The organism is Roseovarius sp. THAF8 (assembly GCF_009363735.1).
In the GTDB taxonomy this organism is placed as follows: Bacteria; Pseudomonadota; Alphaproteobacteria; order Rhodobacterales; family Rhodobacteraceae; genus Roseovarius.
The window spans coordinates 3,009,028-3,033,600 of the sequence record NZ_CP045410.1 but is presented as its reverse complement, the minus strand read 5'-3'; the positions used below and the strand labels follow the sequence as shown (position 1 = coordinate 3,033,600).

Here is a 24,573-nt window from a genome sequence, read left to right as displayed (position 1 = left end):
GTTTAATAAGCGCCCCGCCCGGACAGGACCGCCCGCACCGTCAGGGAAAGCAGCATCAGGTCGAGGATCATGCTATTCGATCGGACGTAGGCAACATCCATGTCGATCATCTTGTCGAACCCGATATCGGCGCGACCAGAGACTTGCCACAGGCCGGTGATGCCGGGCCGGACCTTCAGCCGCTCCAGCGCCGCAGCCGGGTAAGCTGCAACCTCGCGCGGAAGTGCCGGGCGTGGCCCGACAACTGACATGTGACCCAGAAAGACATTCAGGATCTGCGGCAGTTCATCGACCGAATAGCGACGCAGGAATCGACCAACTCGGGTCACACGCGGATCGTGGCGCGACTTGAAGCAGATACCCTCGCGATCGGACTGCGACCGTATTGCGGCCAGTCGTTCCTCGGCATCCGTATGCATTGTGCGGAACTTGTAGATCGTGAAAGGAGCCCCGTCGCGACCGACGCGCATCTGCTTGAAAAGGGCGGGCCCCTTGCTTTCGAGCCTGATAAGAGCCGCGACACAGAGCATTACGGGCGAAAGAACCAGTAGAGCCAAACCACTCGTGACCATGTCGAAGCATCGCTTGCCAATCGCTTCCGGGCCGGCCATCCGCACTGCATGGACGGCAGCGCGACCCAGAAATGCGGCGTTGCCGAGCAGATATCGCTTGGCTAGGCGCCGCGGTTCTTGCGCGAGACGCCAGATCCATTCCATCCGTGCAGCCCGGACCAGTCTTGGGGCCCGGGTGACATTCCCGGCCAGAAAGTCGAACAAGGCCCCTACGCCAAGGACCACGCGCGGAGACAGGCCCGGCAGATGCCTGTCTATCCAGATTTCCTGCCGAGGTACGCCCATTGCGACAAGAAGTATATCGGCGCCGGAGGCATTGATCCGAGCCACGGCGGCGTCTTCGTCGGCGGCGCCATCATAGCCATCGAGCGCACCGGCGACGCGTAAACCGGGAATGGTCGTCACAAGTTTCTTTGCCGCTTTGTCTGCCGTGCCGGGGGTCGCTCCGAACAGGAACACGGATAGCCCCCTCCGTGCTGCCTCGGCCAGAAGCGCCGGCGTGAAATCCGTACCGTTAAGGTTCTGGGTCAAACCCGCACCGCTCATGCGGGCGGCCAGCTCGACCCCAATGCCGTCCGGTAGGATCAGGTCGGCCCGGCCAAGCGCGGCGGCATAGCCGCGGTCGCCTGCTCGGACATTCGCGCAATGCGCGTTCAGAAAGAATACGCTCCGCACAGAACCTGAAAGAACGTGCTCCACGGTCTGTTCAGTCGTCGCATCGACGAGCGGCAAGCCAAGGATGGTTCTGCGGGCGAGCGACGGCGAAACAGGCGTTGCAGCGGTTTCGAACGTTGCGAAAGGGTGGTGTCGGGTCATGTCGGGTCTCCGGGATGAAATTGAGCTTTCCCGGTTCATGCCCTCGCCACCTGTCGCACCGCAATTTCCCGGCCGTATAACCGGGGAACGCATTCGATACATCGCGCATCCGGACGCGTATCTAACGCTCGAAAGGCTGTGCGACGCGCTGCATGCGGGGCCGATGCTACCCGGATGGATACATCAGGTAGCCGGTTTCCCCGTTAATTAATCTACTCAATGCCGTAATCTTGTCTTAAGTCGCGTTTAGATTGCATTAACCGATTCACCGAGGACCAGTTCGAAATGAGAGTTCTGATTGCCGACGACCATGATCTGCTGCGTGATACGCTCATCGCGTTTCTCAGCGCGGACAATGATATGGAACTGGGAAGCGCGTCGAACTTCGAAGAGGCGAAACGGCGTATTCGCGAGGATGCGCATTACGATCTTGTTCTGCTCGACTACAAGATGCCGGGCATGAAAGGGCTTGAAAGCCTGTCGGAGGCGATAGGACTGGAAGGCGGTCAACGGGTCGCGCTGATCTCCGGACAGGCCACCCGCGAAATCGCGGGAGAAGCACTCGGCCTGGGAGCCGCCGGTTTCGTGCCCAAGACCTTGCCGGCCAAGTCTCTCGTGAATGCGGTCAAGTTCATGGCCATGGGTGAGCAATACGCCCCTATCGATTTCATGAAAGCTCAGGAAGAGGACGAACCGCACGCCATGGCAGAGCAGCTGACCAAGCGCGAGCAGGAAGTCCTGAAAGGACTGACCGAAGGCAAGTCGAACAAGGCCATCGCGCGTGACCTCGATCTGACCGAGCCGACGATCAAGCTTCACATGAAGACCCTCTTCCGCAAGCTGGAGGTCAATAACCGTACGCAAGCGGCCATCGTGGCCCGCGATGCAGGCCTTTTCTGACAGGGCTCCTGTCCGGAAGGATATAAGGCAGGGCAAAAGCCCCACGTGACCCACCAGTCGCGCAGGCGAATTGCAACAAGATCCGGGATAGGGATTTCGGCGAAGGAGATCGCCGATGACCACACGGAACATTGCCTCGACAGATATACCGAAACCGCGCCGCGCCCCGGGCGCCATGCGCAAGCTGGTGCGCCGTGCGCTCATCGGCGGGGCGCCGACCGACAGCGGGCGGATCCCGCGCTACGTATGGATCTGCGCGCTTGGTCTTGCCGCGATCTGGGCGCCGATCACGGGGTATCTGAAAACCGCCGCGCCCAGCTTCGCCAGCCACATGTCACTTATCCTGCCTGGCTCGGGGTCGGCTTCGTCGGTCAACCTTGCCGAAATCGGGCAGGCCTCCAGCCATGCAAATTCCGCCTTCTCCAGTAACTCGATCAGCCCGACGGAAACCTACAAGCGGCTTCTCGCCGCGGACCGCGTGATCAGGGATGCCGCCGGTCGTCTTGGCATCAAGGCCAGAGAATTTGGAAAGCCCCAGGTCAAGCTGGTCGATCAGACGGCATTCATCCACGTCAAGATCACCGGGCCGGCCCCCGAAACGGCGCAGGCGCGCAATTCCGCACTGCTCAGCGCCTTTTTCGACGAGATTGACCGCCTGCGCAGTGACGAAACGAACAGCCGCCAGACCGGCGGCCTTGATGCGATAACCGAGTATAAGGACTCAGTGGCCGCGACGCGCGTGGAAATTGAGAAGTTGCGCGCCGAGACCGGTCTTCATTCGGCCGAGCAATACAATCGCCAGGTCGACGAACTCGATCTGTTGCGCGCAAAAATCGACACTGCCACGGCGGAATACGAGCGTAGCGCGGCGGCTGTTACCGGGCTGGAAGCCCAGCTGGGAACAGATGCGGAAACGGCCGCACGCATCCTGCGGCTGAATGGCGATGGCGCCTATACTGCACTCATCGATGCAATGGCAGAGGCCGAGACAGAATTGGCGCGGGCCAAATCACGATACGGCAAACGCCATCCCGAAGTGCTCAAAGCCCTCGCGGCGATGGAGACTGCCCGGTCCGAGGCCACTGCGCGTGCCGTGTCCCTAACCGGTGACGCAAGCGCGCTTGAGCGGTCCCTCGATGGTGCCCGGGACGCACTACTGACCGAACTCGTCAGACAGGACGCTTCTCGCGCCGGTTTGCTGGCCGAGTTAAACGAGCTGCGCGAACTCGTGTCGGCCCAGGCCGGTCGAATCGGGGCGTTGGCACCGAAAGCCGCTCGTCTGGAGGATCTGCAGCGCGATTTCAACGTGGCCGAAGCCGTGTTCGCATCGGCGATCGCCCGCACCCAGTCCAGCAAAGCCGACGTGTTCGCCTCGTATCCGCTTGTCCAAGTGCTCGAAGATCCGACCCTGCCCGAAGCCCCGTCTTCCCCGCGCAAGAAACTGGCCATCGCCGCCGGTGCCGCAGCCAGCATCCTTCTGATCTTCGCTCTGTCGCTCGCCTGGATCCGACGCACCCTGATCGAAAAGCTGATCTCCGAGAAGGGTCGCATGGCATGATGCGACCCGAGAACCCGGCCGAGGCCATGGTTTGGAAGACGATCCTCTGGACCTGGCCCTTCTATGCACTTGGGGCGCTCTATGTGGTCGGGCCGGTGCTGGCGTGGCTCATCGCGGGGTTGGCCGTATTGTCACTCTACCTTGGGCAGGCGATACGGTCTGACATGCGTGCCACGGGCCCGATCCCGCCTGTTGTCTGGGCATGGATCATCGGGATGCTGGTGATGCTCGTTGCCTTGTGGGCCGGGCACCTCAATTGGGATCTTGGGCTAAAACAGACCACTAAATCCTCGATCGGCTGGGCAAAAGGATGGGCGCTTCTTGCGTTGTTCCCGCTGGCGGGCGCCGTTCTCCCGATACGAAGAGAATTGCTGATCCGTGCGCATTGCCGCCTCGGCTTCTGGACGCTCTGCATCGCGCCGGTGCTGCTTGTCGCCCCCTATATAGGTTTGCCTGAGCGCATCTGGACCTCGCCCCTGAAGGCTGTTGGCGGTCCGGGGCCTGAATACTTTACGGTCTTCCTGTTTACGTTCGATCCCGCGTCATGGACGCCCAGATGGCAGTTCTATGCACCATGGTCGCCGTTCGCCGCGCTTCTCGGCGTGGTCATGGTGCTGTTTGCCCTTGAGGAAAAGGAAGGGCGCTGGCGCGCGGCCGGCATCGCGGCGGGCACCTTGATAATTCTCGCGTCGAAATCCCGTATGGGGCTCGTAGGGCTTTTGGCTTGTACGGTAGGCCCTCGGCTGGTGCCTCTGGTGCTTCGTAGCTGGGCGTGGGCTGGACTTGCGGTCTTCACTGCATCCCTTGCCGTCACAGGACCCTGGCTATTGGAAAAGATCGGCGCAGGCGTCGATGGCTTCAAGTCTGCCCGCGCCGATAGCACACGTGTTCGAGCGACACTTCAACGTATCGCACAAGAGCGCTGGCAGGAGGACGCACCGTGGTTCGGACACGGCACCGTTCAACCGGGTCCACACTTGGTGGAATACATGCCGATCGGCACGCATCATACTTGGTTTGGCCTCCTGTTCGTCAAGGGATTGGTAGGGTTTATAGCCTTGGCGTGTCCCTTGATCTGGCAAACTTCGCTCGCATTCAAAGACGCGGCCCTCAGTCCGCGCGGGCGCTTACCGCTCGGGTTATGTATGGTCGTCGTCTTGCTCTCCTTCGGCGAGAACATAGAAATCGAGGCATACTTGCTTTGGCCAGCACTGTTGTGCCTTGGAATACATGCCCGTGAATGCAGTCATTCGTTTGTTCAAGGAGTGCCGTAATTGCGTCTGGTGGCAGTTTGGATCGCCTACTGAGCATAACTATAACCTATTGTCTGCGTTCTGCCGCAGAATGAATTACGGACGATGCGTTTAAGAAGCACAGGCCTTGGACTTCTGTAATTCAGCCAAACTGAGGCTCATCAAGCTTCGCGCAGGTGCGGTGAAGGTCCGCAATCCGCCCGACGACGCCGTTAACATAATGTAGCTTACGGGGGTCGCGTTATTTACTTTGATACATGCCGCGGCGGAACTATTTTTGAGTCGCGCCGACTGCGCAGCGTAGCACCGGCTAGCGTTCCAAATTTCAGCACTGTCGACAGCGAGAACTGCAGACAGGGTAACGGACCATCTTCTTTGCGAAAGCGGCGAGGCGTTTGGAATGCATGATTCATCCTCGCCGCCGCCGGTCAGGTTAGGTGACCACGAAGCCACGTCCAACTGGATCATTGTCGTCCAGAAGCCACTTGGCGTAGCCTGTCACCTTCGCAGTTCCCTTTACGGTGGGGATGACCGCCCGAAGGTTTCCGAGCCTCGTCTCGCCGATCAACTCGCCCTCGAACCTGCCAATTCCGAGCAAACCTTCGGAGCGAATTTGCTCGTGAAGTTCCATCTTCCCGCGCGCCTCGAAGGCGGCCATCATCATAGATGTCCCTGTCCCACCTGGCGAGCGGTCCAGCTTGCCGTCACTAAAGACGTGAACGTTGCGATAAAGACTGTCTGGGTGGTCTGGCTCTTGCCAGAATGTCGTGAAGTTCAAACCTTGAATGTGGGGCGCCGTCGGATGAGTGATTTTCATTTTTGCGTTGATCTGGTCCTTCACCATTACGCCCAATTCCGAAAGCATTCGGCCATTCTCCGGGCCGATGGGCTGGTTCGGATAAGGCCACTTCACAACCGCAAAGAAGTTCCCCCCGAATGTGATGTCAGCCATCACCTCACCGACCTCGGGAAGTGTTACCGGCACGTCCTGTGCCAGAACAAAGGCCGGGACATTCTGGAAACGGGTCCAGGCGACCTGGCCATTCTCGCGCCCGACTTCCGACGTGACTGGCCCTGCCGGTGTCTCGAAACGGATCTTCACGACATCACCGCCGTCATCGTGCACCATGCCATGTGCGACCATAGCCATGGACAGCGCAATGGTGCCGTGGCCGCACATTTCCATGAAGTCATCCCCGTCACACCAAAGCATGCCGGCATCAAAATCGGGGCTCGACGGCGGTGTGACAAACACGCCGACCATGTCATGGTGACCGCGCGGTTCCCGCAGCAAGCCGGTGCGAACGGTATCATAGTGGCGCCGGATGAAGTCGCGCTTGGCGACGATGTCCAGACCGTAGGGATAAGGGATCCCGCCGGGGATGATGCAGGTCGGCTCGCCGTCCGTATGCGTGTAGATCACGTCCAGGAAACGGTTGGGTGTCATCATGATGTCGAAACCTTCTTTCTTTCAGAGATTAGAGACCGAGGGCGCGCGGGATCCACAGAACCATCGCCTCGGGGAAGAGAATTACGGCGCCAAGCACGAGCAGCATGACCGCAATGAACGGCAGGTTGGCGCGTGTGAGCGAGAACATGTCTACCTTTGCGATCACACTGGTGATGAAGAGCGCTGCGCCCACCGGCGGCGTCTGTTGGCCGATGCCCCAGCACAGCACGACAACCATTCCAAAATGCACCGGATCGATGCCAAGGAACTGGATGGCCGGAAAGAACAGCGGCACGATGATGAAGATCATCGCGATCCCGTCGAGGAAAGTGCCTGCCACGATCATCACGGCGCTCAGCAGGACAAGGAACATCACCGGCGACAGATCTATCTCTGCCAGAGGGCGCAGGATGTCGTCGGCCAGCTGTTCGTAGGTGAAGGCAAAGCCCATCACATGTGCCGCAGCCGTGACGAGCATCACCGCGCCGCTGAGGACGGCAGCTTCGCAAAGCGTCTGATAGAGCACCTTAAGCTTGAGGGTTCGGTAGTAGAACATTCCCACGGCGGTGCCGTAAACAACCGCAACTGCGGAGGCTTCGGTGGCTGTGAAAACCCCACCCAGGATGCCGCCGAGGATAATGGCTGGCATCAATAGAGCCGGCAGCGCCCGGGCAAAGGCTTTCGTTGCGCGGCTCGCCGAGAACGGCGCTTCGACGGGATATCCAGCGCGGATAGAGATCAGCCAGGCTGTGACGATCAGTGCGATGCCGAGCACGACACCCGAGATCAGGCCGGCGGCAAACAGGGCGCCAGTGGAGATCCCGAGATACGCCCCGAGGATGACCATAGGGACACTTGGCGGGATGATGATGCCAATGGTCGAAGATGCGGCCGTCACGGCCCCCGTGAAGGGGCGGCTATAGCCGCGCTTGACCATCGGATCGATCAGCATGCCGCCAACGGCGGCGGTATCGGACATCGACGTGCCGCTCATGCCCGCAAAGAACATCGACGTGACGATGTTCACCGCCGCCAACCCACCGCGCATCTGGCCGACGAGGGTCTTGGCGAATTCCACGAGGTGGCCCGAGATGCCGCTTCGGGTCATGATCTGACCGGCAAGGATGAACAGCGGAACGGCTAGGAGCGGGAAGCTCTGGACGCCCCTGTAAAGGCGCTGCGCCACGATGAGCTGGTCGACATCGGCAAGCCAGAATATTCCTACGGCGATCGAGATCAGCGCAAAGGCGATGGGGACGCCAAAGCCGATCAGCCCAAGAAGGACGCAGAGAGCGAGCAAGAGGGTCATATCGGTGCCTTAAAGGTCGACGGAGGTGGTGGAGGTTTTTGACGCTGCCGTAACGGGTTCTTCGCCCCGAGACATCCGGATCAGGCCCCGGATCGTGGTGATCACTGCATCGAGGCAGATCAGAACTCCAGCTATGGGTATGGCTGCGTAATACCAGGACGTGGACACTTCGAGCACGTTGGTCAGCTGGTCCGAGAACCGCAGCATCTGCTTGGTGCCATGCCAGGCCATGATCCAGCCAATGACGCCGATTAGAGCCTGGTTCAGCAGGAATGCCGCACCCCGCATCGGGAATGGCATCCGCGCCAGAAGAAGATCGACCTTCAGATGCGCACCTTTGCGAAGCGCGAGATAACCGCCGATGAACGTGATGTAGGTCAGCAGCGCAAGCGAGACTTCGAAGCTCCAGCTCAGTGCGGAATCGAGTGCGTAGCGATAGATAACGGCGAGAAACGCGACGCCTACAGCGGCAACTAGAAGCATCGCGATAACGCCTTCAAGAATTCGGTTGATCATCGCGATGCCTCCTTTCTTTGTATCAGGGACGCGCAGCGACGATGGCGTCGATCAGGTCCTGCGCCGAACCAGACTGCTCAGCGGCCCACTCGGTCCAAATGGCGGAAGACGCATCGGTGAAGGCCGCGATGTCGGCGTCGTTCACCTGCATGCCCTGCTCCTTGAGGAAGCTGACAATCTCGGCGTCCGCCTTCGTGCCTAGCTCGACCGAATAAGCCTCGGCCGCGTCTCCGGCTTCCATGACAGCCTGTTGTTGCTCTTCAGTGAGGCTCTGGAACTTGTCCTCGCTCATCAGCAGGTAGGTGACCGTGTAAAGGTGGTTGGTCAGCGACAGGTAGTCCTGAACCTCGTAGAACCGTTGAGACTGGACCCAGATGACCGGGTTTTCCTGGCCGTCAAACACGCCGGTCTGCAGCGCCGAATAGAGCTCGCTGAACGGTAGAGGCGATGCGTTGGCGCCGTAGTGGTTGAAGATTTTGATCCGCAGCGCGCTGCCCGGTGTCCGCATCTTGATCCCATCCAGATCGGCAGGCACGTTGATTGGGCGGACATCGTTCGTGATCTGGCGGAAACCACCTTCGAGGAAGGCAACAGGGCGCAGGCCCTTTGCAAGTAGCATTTCTTCAATCATCTCGCCGGCGTCGCCATCCATCGCCGCCTTTACATGGTCACGACCGGAAAAGATGTAGGGCAGCGCGGTTGCTCCAAGTTCGGGCACCACACTGGTAATCGGCGTCTCCACCGTGGCCATGTCGAGTAGACCGGTCTGCATGGATTCCAGCGAGCTTTCCTGATCGCCTAGGGCGCTGTTGGCGAAGAGATCGATATCGACCGCCCCACCAGTCAGCTCGCCGAGCACCTCGTCGAACCGTTCGACCGACAGGTAGGCAATCGATTGTTCGTTGCCGGGCATGTTCGCTTTGAACGTATGGTCTTGAGCGGCTGCCGGAAGCGAAAGAGCCAGACAACTTGCGATCGCCGTGACGGATAATATGCGGTTCATCATTTTCGGTTTCTCCTGTCGGGTCGTTTTTGTATTTGGAAAGGCTAGAAGCAAAAACGACAACAAAATAGAATACCTCGGACATAATGAAGAATGCCGCAGTCATTTTTCCGGATTGGAGCACGGAATGTCGAATATCAAGGTTCGGTCAAACCGGCCCGGAGGCGGGCGACAGAAGTTCCGCGTGGCGATTCTTCCGTTGGACAATTTCACTCTCAATGCATTCTCCGGGTTTGTCGACGCGCTACGACTGGCAGCCGATGAGGGTGGGCGCAGTCGTCAGATCGAATGCGGTTGGGAGATTGCCGGACACAGGACCGTCCAAGCGAGCTGCGGTCTTACCGTAACACCACAAGGGCCGCCACCCGATCCCGCGGAGGTCGACTACATCGCTGTAAGCGCCGGGAACGACTATAGAGACAGACGACAGCCCGCTTGGTTGGATGCATATCTCAAAGATGCCGCCGACAAGGGCGTGACGCTGATTGGTCTCTGCACTGGCACCTTCAATATCGCGCGCGCAGGTCTTATGAAGGGTCGCCCAGCATGCGTCCACTGGAATGTCCGGGAAGAGTTCCGCGAACAATTCCCCGGCATCGAGACTGTGTCAGATCGCATATTCCTCGATGCCAGAGACCGCATCACCTGTGCTGGCTCGACCGGGGCATCGGACCTAGCTCTATACTTGGTGTCCCGTCATTGCGGTGCCGAAAGGGCACAACAGAGCCTGCGTCACATGATCCTGAACCGGCAACGGGAATCCTCGGCGCCACAACCTCAATTCGTAACCGACATGAGTGGTGTGAAGGACGCGGATGTCAGACATGCGATTGGCTTGATGGAGCAGACCCTAAATGCTCCCATCTCTGTCGATGATCTGGCGAAGAAAGTGGGGCTTAGCACACGCCAGCTGAGCCGTCGGTTCCTTGAATGCGTCGGTCAGCCGCCCTCCAGGTTCTACCGGGTAATGCGCCTTCGATATGGCGCATGGCGGCTTCTGCACACCACGGACAGTGTCGGACAAGTGGCCGCTGATCTCGGCTTCGCGGACTCCTCTCACTTCTCAAGAGAGTTTGCGTCACTCTTCAACATGACGCCGAAGAGCTATCGTGCAGCTTCTAGCCAATTGAGCCAAACAATCGACGGAGGCTGATCTCGGACGTTGATTGGATAAGACTCAAAATTGATGAGACATCATGGTCCTCACCAACGAACGTGATCCACCGAAATGCTCAGGAATACGGATGGCCAAAAATGACGCGCATAGCGGACTTTGGCGCAGACCGCAGCAAACGTCAGATTTTCGTCCGCTGGGAAATCAATTTGTGAAATGCCGCGAAATCCCCTGAACTCGACCTCAGAGTTCAGATCCTAGTCTTCTATGACGACAGATTTCGCTTTGGGATCATAAACACCTTCACTTTGCATTGCGCCAAGAAGTTGCGCATGGTCGATGGCTTTGCAGATTTTGCCTGATGGTCGTGTGGTCGGTGTATCTTCAGCAGCGAACATGGCATTCAGGACGGCCTCTTCTATAGCCTGTACAGCGGCGAGATAGACTGGGTCCAGCAATTCGTCATTGAGTTGTTTGACCGACCGCCACGGTCCGGAAAGTTGCGGCAGTTCCAGTTCATTGGCCGTGCTAAAAGACATGAAAATGTCGCCCGAGTTGTTCCCGCCGGGAGAGCCGGATCGGCTGATGCCGATCGATGCGCGACGCGACAAACGCTCCAATTGGCTAGAGGACAGGGGTATATTGGTCGCAAGGACGCAGATGATCGACCCGCGCTCGGCTTCGAAATCCGGTAGCCGGTCTTCGGTCATCGTAGCGCCAACCGGCGTTCCAAGTACGGTCAGCCAGGGGCGCAGCCCATGGTTCGCCTGAACAAGCGCCCCCATCGTGTAATTTTCGCCGTCAATCTCGATCCGACGCGACGACGTGCCGGTGCCGCCCTTGTACTCGTAGCAGATCATCCCGGCGCCGCCGCCGATGTTGCCCTCGCTCACCGAGCCGGTATCAGCGGCCGCGATGGCCTTCAGGGCATGTTCCGGCCGCACGTGAAAGCCGTTGATGTCATTCAGAACGCCATCATAGGTTTCGGCGACGACCGGCATCGCCCATAGGTGATTGTTCTCCCAGGCTTCCGCGTAATGCTCCACGATCCAGCGTGTCGCGCCTTCGTGGACGGCACCGACGGAGTGGGTGTTGGTCAGCATGACCGGCCCGACGAAATAGCCACCGTCCCGGATCCAGTGGCTGCCTGTCATTTCTCCGTTTCCGTTGAGTGTGAACTGGCCAGCCAGAACCGGGCGCGGCTCCTTTGCGAAGCCGCGCGGCAGGATAGCGGTGACCCCGGTCTGAACATGCATGTCACTGGTACGCAGCGTCGGATCGGCATGCGAGCAAAGCGTCTCGTAGCCAACCAAAACACCGGGAACGTCGGTAATCGCATTATTTGGTCCGGTCTGCCCGAGGAAAGGCAAGCCCGTATCGCGCGCCCGTGGCTTCGTGGTCGTCACACGTGTCATATCAGGCCTTTCTCGCTCTCATGTAGAGCCCAACGGAAGCGATGATCAGCGAGAATAGCAGCATGATCGTCGCAATCGCGTTAATCTCGGGTTTGATGCCCCTTCTCAGCATCCCGTAGATGAAGACCGGCAATGTCTGGCTGTCCACGCCAGCGATGAAATAGGTGATCACCAGGTCGTCCATCGAGATTATGAAGGCAAGAAGCGCGCCCCCCACGACCCCCGGCATGATCATCGGCAGAGTCACCCGCCGGAACGTCACCCAGGAATTCGCTCCCAGATCGGCAGAGGCCTCTTCCAAGGCCTCGTCCATATCGGCGATCCGGGCCGAAACAACTATGAAGACATAGGACACCAGAAAGGTGCAGTGGCCAATGATGATCGTAAAAACCGACAGCTCGATGCCGACGCTGACGAAGAAGATCAGCAGCGCAATACCCAGCAGGATGTCCGGCATGATCATCGGCATGAACATCAGCGCCCGGTAGAATGGTTTGAACCGGAAACGGAACCGCGCGATGGCCAGCGCGAGCGCAGTACCAAAGACAGTGGCGACCGCGGTGGTGACAAGCGCCACGACCAGGCTGTTCTTCACCGCCGCGTAAAGCTGATCAGTGGAATCGAGGTAGAGCGCGGATTCCGTGGCCGCGGAGGTGAAGCCGAAGATCGTCTTGTACCAGTCAAAGGTGAAATCCTCCCAGATCATCATGTTGACCGGGTTGGAGTTGAACGAGAACACGACGATCAGCAGGATCGGCGCATAGACGAAAGCAAAGAAGAAGTAGCCATAGATCGGCAGGATGCTGGAACGCAGAAGCTTGCGAATTTTCATGTCTCAGCTCTCCTTCACTTTCGCAGCCGTGGCATATTCCTCTTCGCGCGTCATCATCCGCACGTAGATCATCAGCAACAACAGAACCGCCGCCATCACCATCATCCCGAGAGCCGAGCCGAAGGGCCAGTTTCGCGCCGACAGGAATTGCTGCTCGATAAGGTTGCCGATCATCATCACCTTTGCCCCGCCCAGTACCGAAGGCACGATGAAGTTGCCCAGCGACGGGATGAACACAATGATCGACCCGCCGACAATGCCCGGCAGCGTGACCGGAAGAATGATCCGGCGGAAGGTCTGAAGGCGCGTTGCCCCAAGGTCAGCCGACGCCTCTACCAGCGACATATCCAGCTTCTCAATCGAGGCGTAAAGCGGCAGGAACATGAAGGGTATGAACACATAGGTCATGCCGATGACCACGGCGGTATCGGTAAAGATCAGATTCAGCGGCTCGGAAATCATTCCGATTTCCATGAGCGCTTGGTTCAGGAACCCAGTCGGCCGCAGGATCAGCACCCAGGCAAACAGCCGGACCACCAGGCTGACGAAGAAAGGCAGCGTGATCAGGAACAAGAAGAAGTTCTTGCGGCCCTGAGGCATGCGGCTGATCCAGAAGGCAGCCGGATAGCAAATGACCAATGACATGAGGACAGTTGTCAAGGCCAAGCGGACGGAGCGTAAAAAGATCGTCAGATAAACTGGGTCAAATTTCTCGTACCTCGTGTCGGCCCAGCCGAGGATCCTGCCATAGTTGAGATCGTAGAAATTCCACACCACCCCGCCGTAAAGGCCGGGCTCGAGGAAGGAATAAATCACCATTATGGCCAGCGGCGTGATGAAGAACACGCCAAGAAAGATCGTGGGCGGTGCAAGCAGTCCTAGAAGCGAGAGCATCTTGCGGCCTTGGCTCGTGTCACGCCGTGCCATTATGCCACTTTCGCAGACGTGACCGGATGCAGCGCTTCATGCTGAACGAACAGCGTGATGCGTGCTCCCGGTGCCGTGACACCGCCGCGATCCTCCGCCCTGGGGCGCAAGGTGGCTTTCAGCTCGACGCCGTCATCGGATTCGACGTGAACGATGTAGTCAGTTCCCACGAACAACACCTGCTTGACCGTTCCCTCGAACCGCAAGGCGCCTGCATCCCTGGTGCTGTCCATCCGGACGTCTTCGGGCCGTATCAAAAGCTTGATCCTCTCGCCACGTGCGGCGTCGGTCGAAGGCAGATGCGCAACTTGCCCCGACTCTAGTATCGCGATAGCACCGGCTTCCTTGCGCTCGGAAACGGTCGCACCAAGAAGATTTCCTGCTCCGAGAAAACGCGCGACAAATTCGTTCCGCGGGCGGCGATAGAGCTCTTCGGGCGTACCGAACTGCTGAATCTTGCCATCTGACAAGACAGCGACCCTGTCCGACATGGTCAGAGCCTCTTCTTGGTCATGGGTGACAAACACGAACGCAATGCCAACCTCTTCCTGCAGGGTCTTCAATTCCTGCTGCATCTTTTGCCGCAGGTTCTTGTCCAGCGCCGACAGCGGCTCGTCCAGCAGCAATATCTTGGGCCGCGCCACCAGAGATCGCGCCAATGCCACGCGCTGCTGCTGTCCGCCAGATAGCTGGTTGATCTTCCGATCGCCGAAACCACCAAGGCCGACAAGCTCCAGCATCTCACCCACGCGCGACCCGATTTCGGCGCGCTTCAGGCCCGCCACCTCGAGGCTGTAGGCCACGTTGCGCGCAATCGTTAGATGCGGAAACAGCGCATAGCGCTGAAAGACCGTGTTCACCGGTCGCCTGTGCGGGGGCAGATGAGTGACCGGAGTCCCGTCAATTTCAATCGAGCCACCTTCGAGATCCTCGAAACCGCTGATCGTGCGCAGCAGGGTCGTCTTGCCGCACCCCGACGGGCCCAGCAAGGTCACGAACTCATTCTGTTGCACATCGAGAGACACGCCGTCGAGAGCGGTAATCGTTCCGCCCTCGGGCGTGCTGTAACGCTTGGTCGCGTCCTTGACGCTTAGAATTGGCGACATCGGCTTGGCATCTCCGCTAATTCTCGCTTAAAGGGGCGCGACCGGCCGGCCGTCGCGCCCGCTACTTGTCACAGGTGCTTACTGGGCGGTTTTGATCGCGGTCCACTCGCGATTGTAAAGCCGCAGGTCCTGTCCTAGGTCGACGAAAATCTGAAGTTTCTCCAGAGTTTCGGCGTCCGGGTAGATCGACTTGTTCTCGGCTATTTCGTCGGGGATCAACTCTTGCGCCGGGATGTTGGGCGTGCCGTTCATCTGTTGTTCGACATTCAATGCCGCGATCTCGGGGCGCAGGTAGAATTCCATGAAAGCCTTGGCATTGTCTGCGTTCGGTGCATCCTTCAGAACGCACATGTCTTCCTGGTACATCGTCGCCCCCTCGGACGGGATATAATAGGCTAGTACATCCGGATTCTGCTGCACGAAGATGTTGGCGCCCACGTACCAATGCGCCGCGGCGACATCACCTGAGGTTACCAGCGGGATGCTGTCGTAGGAAAAGGCCGATACGTTTTCCAGGTTCTCCTTGATGACGTCGGCGGCAGCCACGACCTCGGCCTCGTCGGTGGAATTCACCGATGTGCCGTTCATGATGTGACCAATGCCAATGGTCTCGCGCGGATCGTCCAGCAGGACGATCTTCTCACCGCTGGCGGCAAGGTCGAACAGGTCGGCCCAGCTGCTCATCTCCTCGACTTTGGTCTTGTTATAGACGACGCCCACGTTGCCCCAGGCATAGGGCAAGCAATATTCCGCATTCGGATCGGTCTCTGCACGGATGAATTGCGGGTCGATATTGCTGAAATTCTCGCTTTGTCCAATATCGGTCTTCGCCAGCAGGCCCAGTTGATACATAATGTCATGCATGTGCACCGATGGAAAAACGATGTCGTATCCCGAAGCGCCCGCCTGGATCTTAGCAAGCATCTCCTCGTTGCTTCCGTAGGTATCGAGATTGACCTCGATCCCGGTTTCCTCCGTAAAGGCGGTGAGCACGGCCGGATTGATGTAGTCTCCCCAGTTGTAGAGATTCAGCTCTCCCTCGGCTTGGGCCACTGTGGTCGTGGCAAGCGCTGCAACCGACACCGCAGCGGTACGAATTGCTGTTCGTTCAATCATTTTTCATTCCCTGTCGTTGTTCGTTGTGTTCGGACTTTGATTTGATTTGCCAATGGTGTTTTAATAGTATCGTTTTTGTCAAAGGTTATTATTCTGTCATTTCTAGGAGGTTGGCATGAGCAGCGGATTTGCGTCGTTTCCCCAGGGGCCTCTGGGAGATTTCGTAGGAAAACTGGAGAGAGAACTTCCCAAACTGCCCAAGCAGGAAGCAAAGGTAGCGCAATTCATCCTGCTAAATGTGCAAACCATCGGTCCCGAAACGGGCAAGTCCCTGGCCCAAAGGGCCGGTGTTAGCGAAATAACAGTGGGCCGGCTGATGCGGAGGCTGGGGTACGGCGGCACCAAGCACCTCAAGCAGCTTCTGCGTGAACAATTTACGATCGGCGGCCCTTCGATCAGTCCAAGCGCAGATATCGACAGCAGAATGTCGCAGATCATGGAAGCGGAACTGTCTGCGGTGCGTACAGTCTTTCAGCAAACCGACAACGAACACTGGGACAGGGCACGGCGGATCGTCGGCTCCGCCTCTCGGATCTATGTGACCGGCTTTCAATCAGTGCGCGGTCTGGCCGAGGATTTCGCCCGGCGTCTTTCCATTGCCCGACCCAAAGTGCAATATCTATCGCCCCATGACAGCATGCTGGGTGAATGGCTCGACAGCGACAATAGCGCCACAAAGCACGAATGCCTCGTAATGCTAGATGTGGTGCCCTACGCAAACGAGGGACAGGCGCTGGCGCGTATCGCCAAGCGGCAGGGGCGCTCGCTCATCGTGGTCTCCGACGAGTTTTGCCACTGGAGCGCCGAGATTGCGGATGCCTGTCTCTACAGCCCGTCCAATACCGGTATGTTTCTCGAATCCACGTTAGGGCTCAACGCGACCCTCGCGCTGATCGTCGATCATGCTGCCAATGCGTCTACAGGTGAAGCCAGCAAAAGACTGGCCAGTTGGAAGAAGAATGCGCGAAGTCTGAAACTTTTCTGAAGTCTGAAACTTTTCTAGAGTGTTTTCACGGTAAGATGATCAACTAGCACGCCGACATTCATCTTTCCTATGCAGCTAAAGGGAGAGTACGTAGAATGATTAATTCGACAGTTTTTCCACCTTCGACGATGGCGCTGCTGAGAAAGCGAGCTCGAACCGGTGGGTTGTTTTTGAGCGAATAATGCAAAAACCGCTCAATATAGTTATGTGTCTCCCATATTACTGAGGATGCTCTCGGCGTTGATAATCGATTGCGCGATTTCCGTGGTGGTCGTCCTCTTCGCCATAGCCTGCTTCCTGATTAGGTCATAGGCCTCTCGCTCTGTGATGCCGCGATGACGCATAAGGATGAATTTGGCATCATTCACCTTCTGCACGTTATCGAGCTTTTCACGCAGTTTTGTGAGGTCTTTCTTGAAGCGATGTTGTTCCTGTTGAAACCGCCGTGCCATGAGCATGCTGCTGAGCACGCCGGCTGCTCGCACCGGCTTCATCAGAACCGAGTGAGCACCGATTTCGAAAATGAGATCAAGAACCGACGGGTTCTCATACCCAATGATCGCCACGACTGATGGTGGCTTTGCAATGTTGCCGATGAAAGTTTTCAGCTTCTGCGCGCTCTGATCCGTGACATCCACAAAAACGAGGTCGAATTTTTCCGGCAGCGTCTTCGGCACCGGCCACATGTGATCGAAATTGCATCCAATCCTGTTGACCTGCTGCATCAGTTCGTCTGCGCTACGGTCCCGAGGGTGGACGACGAGCGCATGAAGGTCCCTCAGATCCTGGATCGGATCACTCATTCCGTCGCCCACCTCCAGCTACCTTCAGCGTTCGGAAACTCCAGTCGTGGATGGCCGGATAGACAAGGTAGGGATCCGGTTTGATGGCACGGCGCACCTTCGTCTCAATGACGAATTCGCCAGCCTCGTCAACTTTGGCAATCCGCGACTGAAGGTAGGTGTGGTTGTTGTCGGGGTCGATCTTGATCTGCCCTTGCGGCGCGTCGAAGCTGGCCCCCAAGAGAGCTTCTCGCAGGCATTCCGTGTCGATCTCACCCGTTTCTTCAAGCGCACGGGCGAACATGTGCACTTGGCTGTATGTCGCCTCGCAACAGCTTGTGACATCAACCGTCGAGCCGAACTTTTCCTCGTATGCCCTGAGAAAGCGGCGGTTCGCCGGCGAATTGATCGAGCGGAAGTATGGCGCGGCCGTAATGTGCCCGGTCGAAGCTTGTGAACCTATCGCGTCAATCTCTCCTTCATTGGTGGTGAGACTGGCGATCGGGCACTCTCTGCCATTGCCTCCGGCCGCATGGTAGGCTTTATAAAACTCTATACAGGCCTGCCCGACAACAGTGGAGAAGATTGCGTCCGGTTTCACTGCCATGATATCGTCAACGACCGCGGAAAAGTCGTCAGCTTTCGCCTCGAGATCGAAGTAAACCTCTCCGGTCACTTCCCCGCCTCCTTGGCGAAGAACATTGCGCATAACACGGTTGGACTCCCTTGGGTAAATATAGTCAGAGCCAACGAAGTGAATCCGTTTACCATAGGCATTCATCAGGTAGTTCGCCAAAGGCACGCTGTTTTGGTTCGGGCAAGCTCCGCCGTAGATCATGTTGGGGGAGTATTCGAAGCCCTCGTAAAGCGTTGGATAGAAGAAGAGTGCGTTCCGGCGTTCTACGACCGGAAGAACCTCCTTGCGGGAAGATGACATGTAGCAGCCGAATATCACGCCGATCTTGTCATCAATGATCAGCTTCTCGGCCAGTTCGCCGTATCGTCGAACGACCGATGAGGGGTCATACCGGACAGGTTCGATCGGCCGACCGAGGATTCCGCCCCTCGCGTTGATCTGGTCGATAGCCAGCAATGCGCCATTGAGCTGCGACCGCTCGATGATCGAAGTAACGCCTGTCTCCGAGAAAAGCAGCCCGACCTTCCAACTTTCCAAAGATCACATCCCTTTCAAAACTGCCGAAACGAAACGGTTTCATCCCGGCATTGGGCTTGGAGTCTGACAATGGCACTTCCATCAGGGGGCGAAAAGTCCCCATGGTCGCCAAGCAAATATCCAGCCAGTGGAAATTCAAGATAACGCCGCATTGCCCTGCGAAGTCCACGAGCGCCAAACCGCTTATCATAGCCTTTTGCTGCGATAAAACCTTTGACGTCTTCCGAGATTTCAAGCCAGAGATCATGCTTTTTCAGGCGTCGGTTCAACCGCGCCAGTTCCACGTCCACCAATTCCGGCATCTTGTCGCTGCTGATCCAATTAAATGTATCGACATGATCGATCCGGTTTACAAGTTCTGGCGGAAATCGATCCAGTAGACAGCGCATAACAATATCATGCGCGGGTTCTTTCCTCGGCTTGTGCGCTGCAAGCAGCCGCGACCATAGCGCGCGCGGGCTGAACCCGCCCACCTCGTCGAGCGCCATCAGTTCCCGGGCTCCAAGATTCGACGACATAAAGATCAGGCTGTTTCTAAACGAATAGGTGCGCTCACCCGACGCTACGGTGAGAATGCCGTTGTCGAACACGTTCATCAGCGCCAGAACCACTTCGTTGCTTGCCTTTTCCAACTCGTCGAATAGCACAAGCCCGGGAAGGTTCCGGGTGCCCTCGATCTTCTCTTGGTCAAGGATCGTGGTGCCTTCCTTTGAGCCGACATAGCCTGGCGGCGCCCCTGTCAAGGCAGCCGCATAGTGCTCCTGCGAAAGCGTGTTCATGTCGATCCGGCAAAACGCGTCGGCATCCCCGTACATCGCTCGGGCGATGGTGCGGACGGTCTCGGTCTTGCCGACACCTGTCGGCCCACAAAAGAGGATGGACGCCAGCGGTTTGCGCGGATCACCGATATCGGCGCGGACCACCTTGAGGATCTCCAGCACCTGGCTGATCGGCTCTTCCTGTCCGATGATCGATGCGCGTAATTCGGCCTCGATGTCGGCGCTATCGAATGAGAAACGCGACGCCAGGCCTCTTCCGGGATTGACCCTATTCACTGGGCGCCCGGTTACACGTGCATTCTCGTCCGCCAAGGCGGCCGCCAGCTTTTCTTGCCTTTGTGTGTCATGCAACCGATCAGTCAGGAAAGGCATATTCACTCCATACAATAATACGATTGGCGGAGCGGCTCGTTCGGGCCGCACCGCCGAGTCGTGGCGGATCAGTCCGCCTCTTTCTCTTTCTCGCCAGTCGGCAATCCGCCGACGGGACAACAGGCCACGCCCACAGTCGAACGGGTGAAGGATTCTACATGCAGCCGCGTCTTCTCAGCGTCGTTGACCCAGTTGCGGTAGAACTCGAACGGGCATTCCGCCACGCCGTTCTCCCCGTCGCCGGAGGCATGCACGCCGGTATAACCCCGGTGTAGCAGCTTGAAGAGGTGGTTCTGCGACTGGTCGTTGGCCCGCGCGTCGCGGATTTCCGGGATCGAAAGCTGGGCATACTGGATGCCCATGTCCTCTTCGCCGCATTCCCCGAGCGTGCGCCCGTCGAAGCCGATGATCGCGGAGTGGCCGAAATAGCTGTAGACCCCGTCGAACCCCGCCGCGTTGGCCACGGCCACGTAGCAGTTGTTGGCCCATGCCATCGCCTTCGACATGATAACCTGCTGATCCTTCGCGGGATACATGTAGCCCTGGCAGCGCACGATCAGCTCTGCCCCCTTCATCGCGCAATCGCGCCAGATTTCGGGGTAGTTGCCGTCATCGCAGATGATCAGACTGACCTTCAAGCCCTTCGGACCCTCGGCCACGTAGGTCTGATCGCCCGGATACCAACCCTCGATCGGGTTCCACGGCAGGACCTTGCGGTATTTCTGCACAATCTCGCCCTTGTTGTTCATCAGGATGAGCGTGTTGTAGGGCGTCTTCTTGGGATGCTCCTCGTGCCGTTCCCCGGTGAGCGAGAACACCCCCCAGACATTGGCCTTGCGACAGGCCCGCGCGAAGATTTCGGTCTCGTCGCCGGGAATGGTGGCGGCGGTCTCCATCATCTCGTCTTCGTCGTACATGATTCCGTGGGTGCTGTATTCGGGGAAGATCACGAGATCCATGCCCGGCAGGCCCTTCTTCATGCCGACGAGCATCTCGGCGATCTTCTCGGCGTTCTCGATCACCTCGGCCTTTGTGTGCAGCCGCGGCATCTTGTAGTTCACGACAGCCACGCCGACCGTGTTGTCGCTGCTTGAAATGTCACCGTGTCTCATGGGTTCGGTCCTTTCCTGTTGATCCCGTGTGGTGGTGGTTTGCCCTGACCCGTCAGAAGGTCAGGTGTTTTTCGACAGCCTCTTCGGTAAGGTCGTCGGATTTGCCGTCGAGAACGACGCGCCCCTTGTCGAGCACGATGAAGCGGTCCGACGCCGCGCGTGCGAAGGTGACGTTCTGTTCGACAAGGATGATGCCGAGGCCGCGTTCGCGGTTGAGCCGCACGATCGCCTCCTCGATCTGCTTGACGATGTTGGGCTGGATGCCCTCGGTCGGCTCATCGAGGATTAGGATCTTCGGATCCATCGCCAGCGCCCGCGCGATCGCGAGCTGCTGCTGCTGGCCGCCCGAGAGGTCGCCGCCGCGGCGGTTGATGAATTCGTCGAGGATTGGGAACATCTCGAACAGGTATTCGGGGATGTCGCGTTTGCCGTCGGTGCGCGCGAAGGTTCCCATCAGTATATTCTCGCGGACGGTGAATTGCGGGATGATCTCGCGCCCCTGCGGGATGTAGCCGATGCCGAGCCGCGCTCGCAGCGGCGTCGCGTAGCTCAGGATATCGGTATCTCCGAAGGCGAGCCCGCCCTCGCAGCGGTCGGTCAGCCCCATCACAGATTTGAGGAGGGTCGTTTTGCCCACCCCGTTGCGCCCCAGAACGGCGAGGAATTCACCCGCCCCGAGGTCGAAGGACACGCCCTGGATCACCGGGCTCTTGCCGTAGAAGGAATAGAGGTCTCTTGCTTGCAGATGTTCCATGATCAGTGTCCCAGGTAGGCGGTCTTGACGGCCTGGTTGGCCTCGATCTCCTCGATGGAGCCTTCGGCTAGCAGCGCGCCCTGGTTCATCACCAGGATGCGGTCCGCGACCGTGCGCACGAAGGACATGTCGTGTTCGACCACGATCAGCGTGTGCGTGGCGCTCAGCGACCGGAAGATCTCGGCGGTGCGCTCGGTCTCCTGCACGGTCATGCCGGCGGTGGGTTCGTCCATCAGGATAAGTCGGCTGTCCTGCGCGATCAGCATCGCAATCTCGAGCCACTGGGTCTGGCCGTGCGACAGGTTGCCGGCAATCTCGCCGCGCTTCTCCGACAGCCCGACGCGATCGAGGATTTCCCCGGTGCCGCCCATGTCCGACAGCGCCATCCGTGTGAACGTGCTCCAAAGCCCGGGGCGGTGCGATCGCGCGACCGACATGTTCTCGGCCACGGTCAGCTCCTTGTAAACCGACGGCACCTGGAACTTGCGCCCGATGCCAAGCCGCGCGCGGCGAAACTCGAGCATCTGCGAGATTTCCGCGCCGTCGAGCCGGATCGACCCGCCGGTCGGCTGCGTCTTGCCGCAGATCAGGTCGAGCGTCGTCGACTTGCCCGCGCCGTTTGGGCCGAGCAGGCAGAGGATTTCGCCTTCGTTGACGGTGAAGCTCAGGTTGTCGACGGCGCGCAGGCCGCCGAAGTCGACCAGCAGGTCGGTGACTTGCAGTTGGCCCATGGTTACGTCTCCTGCTGGGGTTCGAGTTGCTCGTCAGGGATCGCGGTGCCGGTCTCGCGGCGCGCGGTGCGGCGCGGCGTTGTCAGCCGCTGGCCGATCCCGGTGAGCAGCCCGTAGATGCCGCGCGGCATGAACATGACCACCAGCACGAAGATTACGCCGAGCATGAGGTTCCAGCCTTCGACGAAGACGTCCGAAAGCCGCCCTTCGAGCATGTTGACGATGATCGCTCCGATGGCCGCGGCGATGACGGATTCGCGTCCGCCCACGGCACACCAGATGACGATGGCGAGGCTGAAGGAAACGCCCATGTAGGTGGGCGACGCGAATTCGAGAACCATCGTGTAGAGCATGCCCGCCCAACCCGCGAGCGCCGCGGAGATGCAGAACACGGCCGTCTGGTAGGTGGCGACGTTGTAGCCGAAGAACCGGGTGCGGTCCGCGTCCTCGCGGATGGCGCGCAGCACGAGGCCGAACTTGCTGTGGGTGAGGTAGACGCCGATCGCGAGCGCCACCGTCAGGCAGCCTGCGACGAGGTAGTAGAACACAGTGCTGTAGGGATCGACGCGCCAGCCCATGATCGTGAACTGCGCCAGCCCCGTGAGGCCGTTCTGCCCGCCGGTCAGCCCCTGCTGGTTGATGACGAGAAGCTGAAATGCCACGAGGAAGGCAAGCGTGATTATCGCCACGAACACACCCGCGATGCGCGCGCGGAACATGAAGATCGCGATCAGCCCGCCGATGAAGGCCGGGATCAGAAGCCCCGCGAGGAGGGTGAAGGCCAGCGATTCGAACGGCACCCAGATGAGCGGCAGCGCGGGCACGTTGTTCCAGCCCATAAAGTCCGGCAACCCATCGCTCGCGCGGAGTTTCAGGTGCATGGCCATCGCGTAGGCCCCCATGCCAAATGTTGCGGCCTGCCCGAGGTTGAGAAGCCCCGCGGTCCCCCAGGACAGCGCCAGCGCCATCGACACGATGGCAAGGGCTAGGTAGCGCGCGAAGGTGTTGAGCTCGAACCCGTCATAGCCCATCAGCGCCGGCACACCGAAGACGATGATGATGGCGAAGAGGGCGAAGGCGGCGAGGTCGTAGTGAAGTCTGGACATCGGAAAGGTTCCTCAGCGGCGGGTGTCGGTGGGGAAGAGTCCCCGCGGGCGGAAGCGGATCAGCACGATGATCCCAGCGAGAACGGCGATCCGGCCCAATGTGTCGTTCATCAGGATCGAGAAGATGGCGGTCGCCTCCCCGATGAGCACGGCTGCGGATGCGGCCCCGATCAGGCTGCCGAGCCCACCGACGATCACCACGAGGAACGCGTCGACCACGAGGCCCGTGCCCATCGTCGGGATGGTGCTGAAGAGCGGCGTGATGAGCGCTCCGGCAATTCCGGCGAGCCCCGCGCCATAAGCGAAGGTGATGGAATAGATGCGCTTGGCCTCGATCCCGTAGCATTCGGAGATGCCGCGGTTCTGGATGACGGCGCGCAGCTTCATGCCGAACTCAGTCCGGGTCATCAGCAGCCACGTCCCGTAGAGCACCACCATCGACAGCGCGATCACGAAGAGCCGGTAGTTCGACATGATGAGCGGGCCGATCTCGGTATTGCCCGACAGGATGTCCGGCCCCTTGACGAAGCGCGATTCCGCCCCGATCCCAAGCCGCACGCATTGTTGCAGGATGATGCCGATGCCCCATGTCGCGAGGATCGTGTCCAGCGGCCGGTGGTAGAGCTTCTGCACCACCGCCTTCTCGATCACCCAGCCGACGAGGCCGACCGCAATGAAGACGAGCGGCAGCGCCGGGAGGATGCCGATGCCCGCGAAGGTCTGCAACGCCCAGGTCGCGTAGGCGCCCAGCATCACGAATTCGCCGTGCGCGAGGTTGATGACCCCCATCGCGCCGTAGATGATGGCCAATCCAAGCGCGATCATGAGCAGGATCGACGCCATGCTCAGTCCGGCAAAGAGTTGGTTCGCTAGCACGTCCATGTAAACGGT

Annotated in this window: 23 protein-coding genes; 5 read left to right on the top strand and 18 right to left on the bottom strand. The window is 59.0% G+C overall.

All coding sequences use genetic code 11. The features are described 5' to 3' along the window. Positions 1-2 precede the first annotated feature (2 nt). On the bottom strand, positions 3-1,388 hold the full coding sequence (locus tag FIU85_RS14840) for a WecB/TagA/CpsF family glycosyltransferase (protein WP_152497452.1): 1,386 nt from the start codon (positions 1,386-1,388) through the stop codon (positions 3-5). Between the two features lie 285 nt (positions 1,389-1,673). On the opposite strand from FIU85_RS14840, the gene FIU85_RS14835 reads away from it, so the two are divergent. From FIU85_RS14835 to FIU85_RS14825, 3 genes are all read left to right on the top strand, one after another. Beyond that, the gene (locus FIU85_RS14835) at positions 1,674-2,288 is read left to right on the top strand and encodes a response regulator transcription factor (RefSeq protein ID WP_152493680.1); all 615 of its coding nucleotides are present in this window, start codon (positions 1,674-1,676) and stop codon (positions 2,286-2,288) included. A 115-nt stretch (positions 2,289-2,403) separates the two neighbouring features. Beyond that, the gene (locus tag FIU85_RS14830) at positions 2,404-3,846 is read left to right on the top strand and encodes a hypothetical protein (RefSeq protein WP_152497451.1); all 1,443 of its coding nucleotides are present in this window, start codon (positions 2,404-2,406) and stop codon (positions 3,844-3,846) included. Beyond that, positions 3,846-5,120, top strand: coding sequence for an O-antigen ligase (locus FIU85_RS14825; protein ID WP_152498272.1), 1,275 nt, complete (start codon positions 3,846-3,848; stop codon positions 5,118-5,120). The genes FIU85_RS14830 and FIU85_RS14825 overlap by 1 nt, the downstream gene beginning before the upstream one ends. A gap of 412 nt (positions 5,121-5,532) precedes the next feature. On the opposite strand, the gene FIU85_RS14820 is transcribed toward FIU85_RS14825, so the two are convergent. From FIU85_RS14820 to FIU85_RS14805, 4 genes are read right to left on the bottom strand one after another with little or no spacing between them, the layout of a single operon-like run. Next, positions 5,533-6,549, bottom strand: a complete 1,017-nt coding sequence (locus tag FIU85_RS14820) for a proline racemase family protein (protein WP_152493682.1) — start codon at positions 6,547-6,549, stop codon at positions 5,533-5,535. Between the two features lie 28 nt (positions 6,550-6,577). Next, positions 6,578-7,858 (bottom strand): TRAP transporter large permease, encoded by a 1,281-nt coding sequence (locus FIU85_RS14815; RefSeq protein WP_152497450.1) that lies wholly within the window; start codon positions 7,856-7,858, stop codon positions 6,578-6,580. 9 nt (positions 7,859-7,867) lie between these two features. Further along, complete coding sequence (locus FIU85_RS14810) at positions 7,868-8,374, bottom strand: TRAP transporter small permease (protein WP_152493684.1); 507 nt, start codon at positions 8,372-8,374, stop codon at positions 7,868-7,870. Between the two features lie 22 nt (positions 8,375-8,396). Beyond that, positions 8,397-9,380, bottom strand: a complete 984-nt coding sequence (locus tag FIU85_RS14805) for a TRAP transporter substrate-binding protein (RefSeq protein ID WP_152497449.1) — start codon at positions 9,378-9,380, stop codon at positions 8,397-8,399. Here FIU85_RS14805 and FIU85_RS14800 point away from each other — a divergent pair. Beyond that, on the top strand, positions 9,367-10,530 hold the full coding sequence (locus tag FIU85_RS14800) for a GlxA family transcriptional regulator (RefSeq protein ID WP_216648877.1): 1,164 nt from the start codon (positions 9,367-9,369) through the stop codon (positions 10,528-10,530). The genes FIU85_RS14805 and FIU85_RS14800 overlap by 14 nt on opposite strands. Before the next feature lie 218 nt (positions 10,531-10,748). Here the strand turns inward: FIU85_RS14800 and FIU85_RS14795 are convergent, their stop codons facing one another. The 5 genes from FIU85_RS14795 to FIU85_RS14775 all read right to left on the bottom strand — a co-directional run bounded on the left by FIU85_RS14795 (position 10,749) and on the right by FIU85_RS14775 (position 15,887). After that, the gene (locus tag FIU85_RS14795) at positions 10,749-11,897 is read right to left on the bottom strand and encodes a P1 family peptidase (RefSeq protein WP_254702915.1); all 1,149 of its coding nucleotides are present in this window, start codon (positions 11,895-11,897) and stop codon (positions 10,749-10,751) included. A gap of 10 nt (positions 11,898-11,907) precedes the next feature. Further along, positions 11,908-12,738 carry an ABC transporter permease gene (locus tag FIU85_RS14790; protein WP_152493687.1) on the bottom strand — a complete coding sequence of 277 codons (831 nt, stop codon included), beginning with the start codon at positions 12,736-12,738 and terminating at the stop codon, positions 11,908-11,910. Positions 12,739-12,741: 3 nt separating this feature from the next. Then, complete coding sequence (locus tag FIU85_RS14785) at positions 12,742-13,584, bottom strand: ABC transporter permease (protein WP_254702914.1); 843 nt, start codon at positions 13,582-13,584, stop codon at positions 12,742-12,744. An 80-nt stretch (positions 13,585-13,664) separates the two neighbouring features. Next, on the bottom strand, positions 13,665-14,771 hold the full coding sequence (locus tag FIU85_RS14780) for an ABC transporter ATP-binding protein (RefSeq protein WP_152497447.1): 1,107 nt from the start codon (positions 14,769-14,771) through the stop codon (positions 13,665-13,667). A 78-nt stretch (positions 14,772-14,849) separates the two neighbouring features. After that, positions 14,850-15,887, bottom strand: coding sequence for a PotD/PotF family extracellular solute-binding protein (locus FIU85_RS14775; protein WP_152493690.1), 1,038 nt, complete (start codon positions 15,885-15,887; stop codon positions 14,850-14,852). Between the two features lie 115 nt (positions 15,888-16,002). On the opposite strand from FIU85_RS14775, the gene FIU85_RS14770 reads away from it, so the two are divergent. Further along, positions 16,003-16,872: a MurR/RpiR family transcriptional regulator gene (locus FIU85_RS14770; protein ID WP_152497446.1), complete on the top strand. Its 870-nt coding sequence runs from the start codon at positions 16,003-16,005 to the stop codon at positions 16,870-16,872. A 203-nt stretch (positions 16,873-17,075) separates the two neighbouring features. Here FIU85_RS14770 and FIU85_RS14765 read toward each other — a convergent pair whose 3' ends face one another. From FIU85_RS14765 to urtB, 8 genes are all read right to left on the bottom strand, one after another. Beyond that, positions 17,076-17,675, bottom strand: a complete 600-nt coding sequence (locus tag FIU85_RS14765; RefSeq protein WP_254702913.1) for an ANTAR domain-containing response regulator — start codon at positions 17,673-17,675, stop codon at positions 17,076-17,078. Next, positions 17,668-18,828, bottom strand: coding sequence for a transporter substrate-binding domain-containing protein (locus FIU85_RS14760; RefSeq protein WP_254701719.1), 1,161 nt, complete (start codon positions 18,826-18,828; stop codon positions 17,668-17,670). Before FIU85_RS14760 ends, FIU85_RS14765 begins: the two co-directional genes overlap by 8 nt. 14 nt (positions 18,829-18,842) lie before the next feature. Further along, positions 18,843-19,979, bottom strand: coding sequence for an AAA family ATPase (locus tag FIU85_RS14755; RefSeq protein WP_152497445.1), 1,137 nt, complete (start codon positions 19,977-19,979; stop codon positions 18,843-18,845). Between the two features lie 68 nt (positions 19,980-20,047). Further along, positions 20,048-21,091, bottom strand: coding sequence for an aliphatic amidase (locus FIU85_RS14750; protein WP_152493693.1), 1,044 nt, complete (start codon positions 21,089-21,091; stop codon positions 20,048-20,050). A gap of 52 nt (positions 21,092-21,143) precedes the next feature. Then, positions 21,144-21,845, bottom strand: a complete 702-nt coding sequence (urtE, locus tag FIU85_RS14745) for an urea ABC transporter ATP-binding subunit UrtE (protein ID WP_152493694.1) — start codon at positions 21,843-21,845, stop codon at positions 21,144-21,146. Between the two features lie 2 nt (positions 21,846-21,847). Continuing rightward, positions 21,848-22,576 (bottom strand): ABC transporter ATP-binding protein, encoded by a 729-nt coding sequence (locus FIU85_RS14740; protein ID WP_152493695.1) that lies wholly within the window; start codon positions 22,574-22,576, stop codon positions 21,848-21,850. A 2-nt stretch (positions 22,577-22,578) separates the two neighbouring features. After that, positions 22,579-23,682 carry an urea ABC transporter permease subunit UrtC gene (gene urtC / locus FIU85_RS14735; protein ID WP_152497444.1) on the bottom strand — a complete coding sequence of 368 codons (1,104 nt, stop codon included), beginning with the start codon at positions 23,680-23,682 and terminating at the stop codon, positions 22,579-22,581. A 12-nt stretch (positions 23,683-23,694) separates the two neighbouring features. Continuing rightward, a complete protein-coding gene (gene urtB / locus FIU85_RS14730) occupies positions 23,695-24,564 on the bottom strand; it encodes an urea ABC transporter permease subunit UrtB (protein ID WP_152497443.1) in 870 nt (289 codons plus the stop codon). Positions 24,565-24,573 lie beyond the last annotated feature (9 nt).

Excerpts from the sequence above, each read along its gene's own strand:
- FIU85_RS14840 (WP_152497452.1), bottom strand. The coding sequence starts at position 1,388 with ATGACCCGACACCACCCTTTCGCAACGTTCGAAACCGCTGCAACGCCT.
- FIU85_RS14765 (WP_254702913.1), bottom strand. The coding sequence starts at position 17,675 with ATGAGTGATCCGATCCAGGATCTGAGGGACCTTCATGCGCTCGTCGTC.
- FIU85_RS14770 (WP_152497446.1), top strand. The coding sequence starts at position 16,003 with ATGAGCAGCGGATTTGCGTCGTTTCCCCAGGGGCCTCTGGGAGATTTC.
- FIU85_RS14775 (WP_152493690.1), bottom strand. The coding sequence starts at position 15,887 with ATGATTGAACGAACAGCAATTCGTACCGCTGCGGTGTCGGTTGCAGCG.
- FIU85_RS14835 (WP_152493680.1), top strand. The coding sequence starts at position 1,674 with ATGAGAGTTCTGATTGCCGACGACCATGATCTGCTGCGTGATACGCTC.
- urtC (WP_152497444.1), bottom strand. The coding sequence starts at position 23,682 with ATGTCCAGACTTCACTACGACCTCGCCGCCTTCGCCCTCTTCGCCATC.
- FIU85_RS14830 (WP_152497451.1), top strand. The coding sequence starts at position 2,404 with ATGACCACACGGAACATTGCCTCGACAGATATACCGAAACCGCGCCGC.
- FIU85_RS14805 (WP_152497449.1), bottom strand. The coding sequence starts at position 9,380 with ATGATGAACCGCATATTATCCGTCACGGCGATCGCAAGTTGTCTGGCT.
- FIU85_RS14750 (WP_152493693.1), bottom strand. The coding sequence starts at position 21,091 with ATGAGACACGGTGACATTTCAAGCAGCGACAACACGGTCGGCGTGGCT.
- urtB (WP_152497443.1), bottom strand. The coding sequence starts at position 24,564 with ATGGACGTGCTAGCGAACCAACTCTTTGCCGGACTGAGCATGGCGTCG.
- FIU85_RS14790 (WP_152493687.1), bottom strand. The coding sequence starts at position 12,738 with ATGAAAATTCGCAAGCTTCTGCGTTCCAGCATCCTGCCGATCTATGGC.
- FIU85_RS14740 (WP_152493695.1), bottom strand. The coding sequence starts at position 22,576 with ATGGGCCAACTGCAAGTCACCGACCTGCTGGTCGACTTCGGCGGCCTG.
- FIU85_RS14825 (WP_152498272.1), top strand. The coding sequence starts at position 3,846 with ATGCGACCCGAGAACCCGGCCGAGGCCATGGTTTGGAAGACGATCCTC.
- urtE (WP_152493694.1), bottom strand. The coding sequence starts at position 21,845 with ATGGAACATCTGCAAGCAAGAGACCTCTATTCCTTCTACGGCAAGAGC.
- FIU85_RS14810 (WP_152493684.1), bottom strand. The coding sequence starts at position 8,374 with ATGATCAACCGAATTCTTGAAGGCGTTATCGCGATGCTTCTAGTTGCC.
- FIU85_RS14755 (WP_152497445.1), bottom strand. The coding sequence starts at position 19,979 with ATGCCTTTCCTGACTGATCGGTTGCATGACACACAAAGGCAAGAAAAG.
- FIU85_RS14815 (WP_152497450.1), bottom strand. The coding sequence starts at position 7,858 with ATGACCCTCTTGCTCGCTCTCTGCGTCCTTCTTGGGCTGATCGGCTTT.
- FIU85_RS14820 (WP_152493682.1), bottom strand. The coding sequence starts at position 6,549 with ATGATGACACCCAACCGTTTCCTGGACGTGATCTACACGCATACGGAC.
- FIU85_RS14800 (WP_216648877.1), top strand. The coding sequence starts at position 9,367 with ATGCGGTTCATCATTTTCGGTTTCTCCTGTCGGGTCGTTTTTGTATTT.
- FIU85_RS14780 (WP_152497447.1), bottom strand. The coding sequence starts at position 14,771 with ATGTCGCCAATTCTAAGCGTCAAGGACGCGACCAAGCGTTACAGCACG.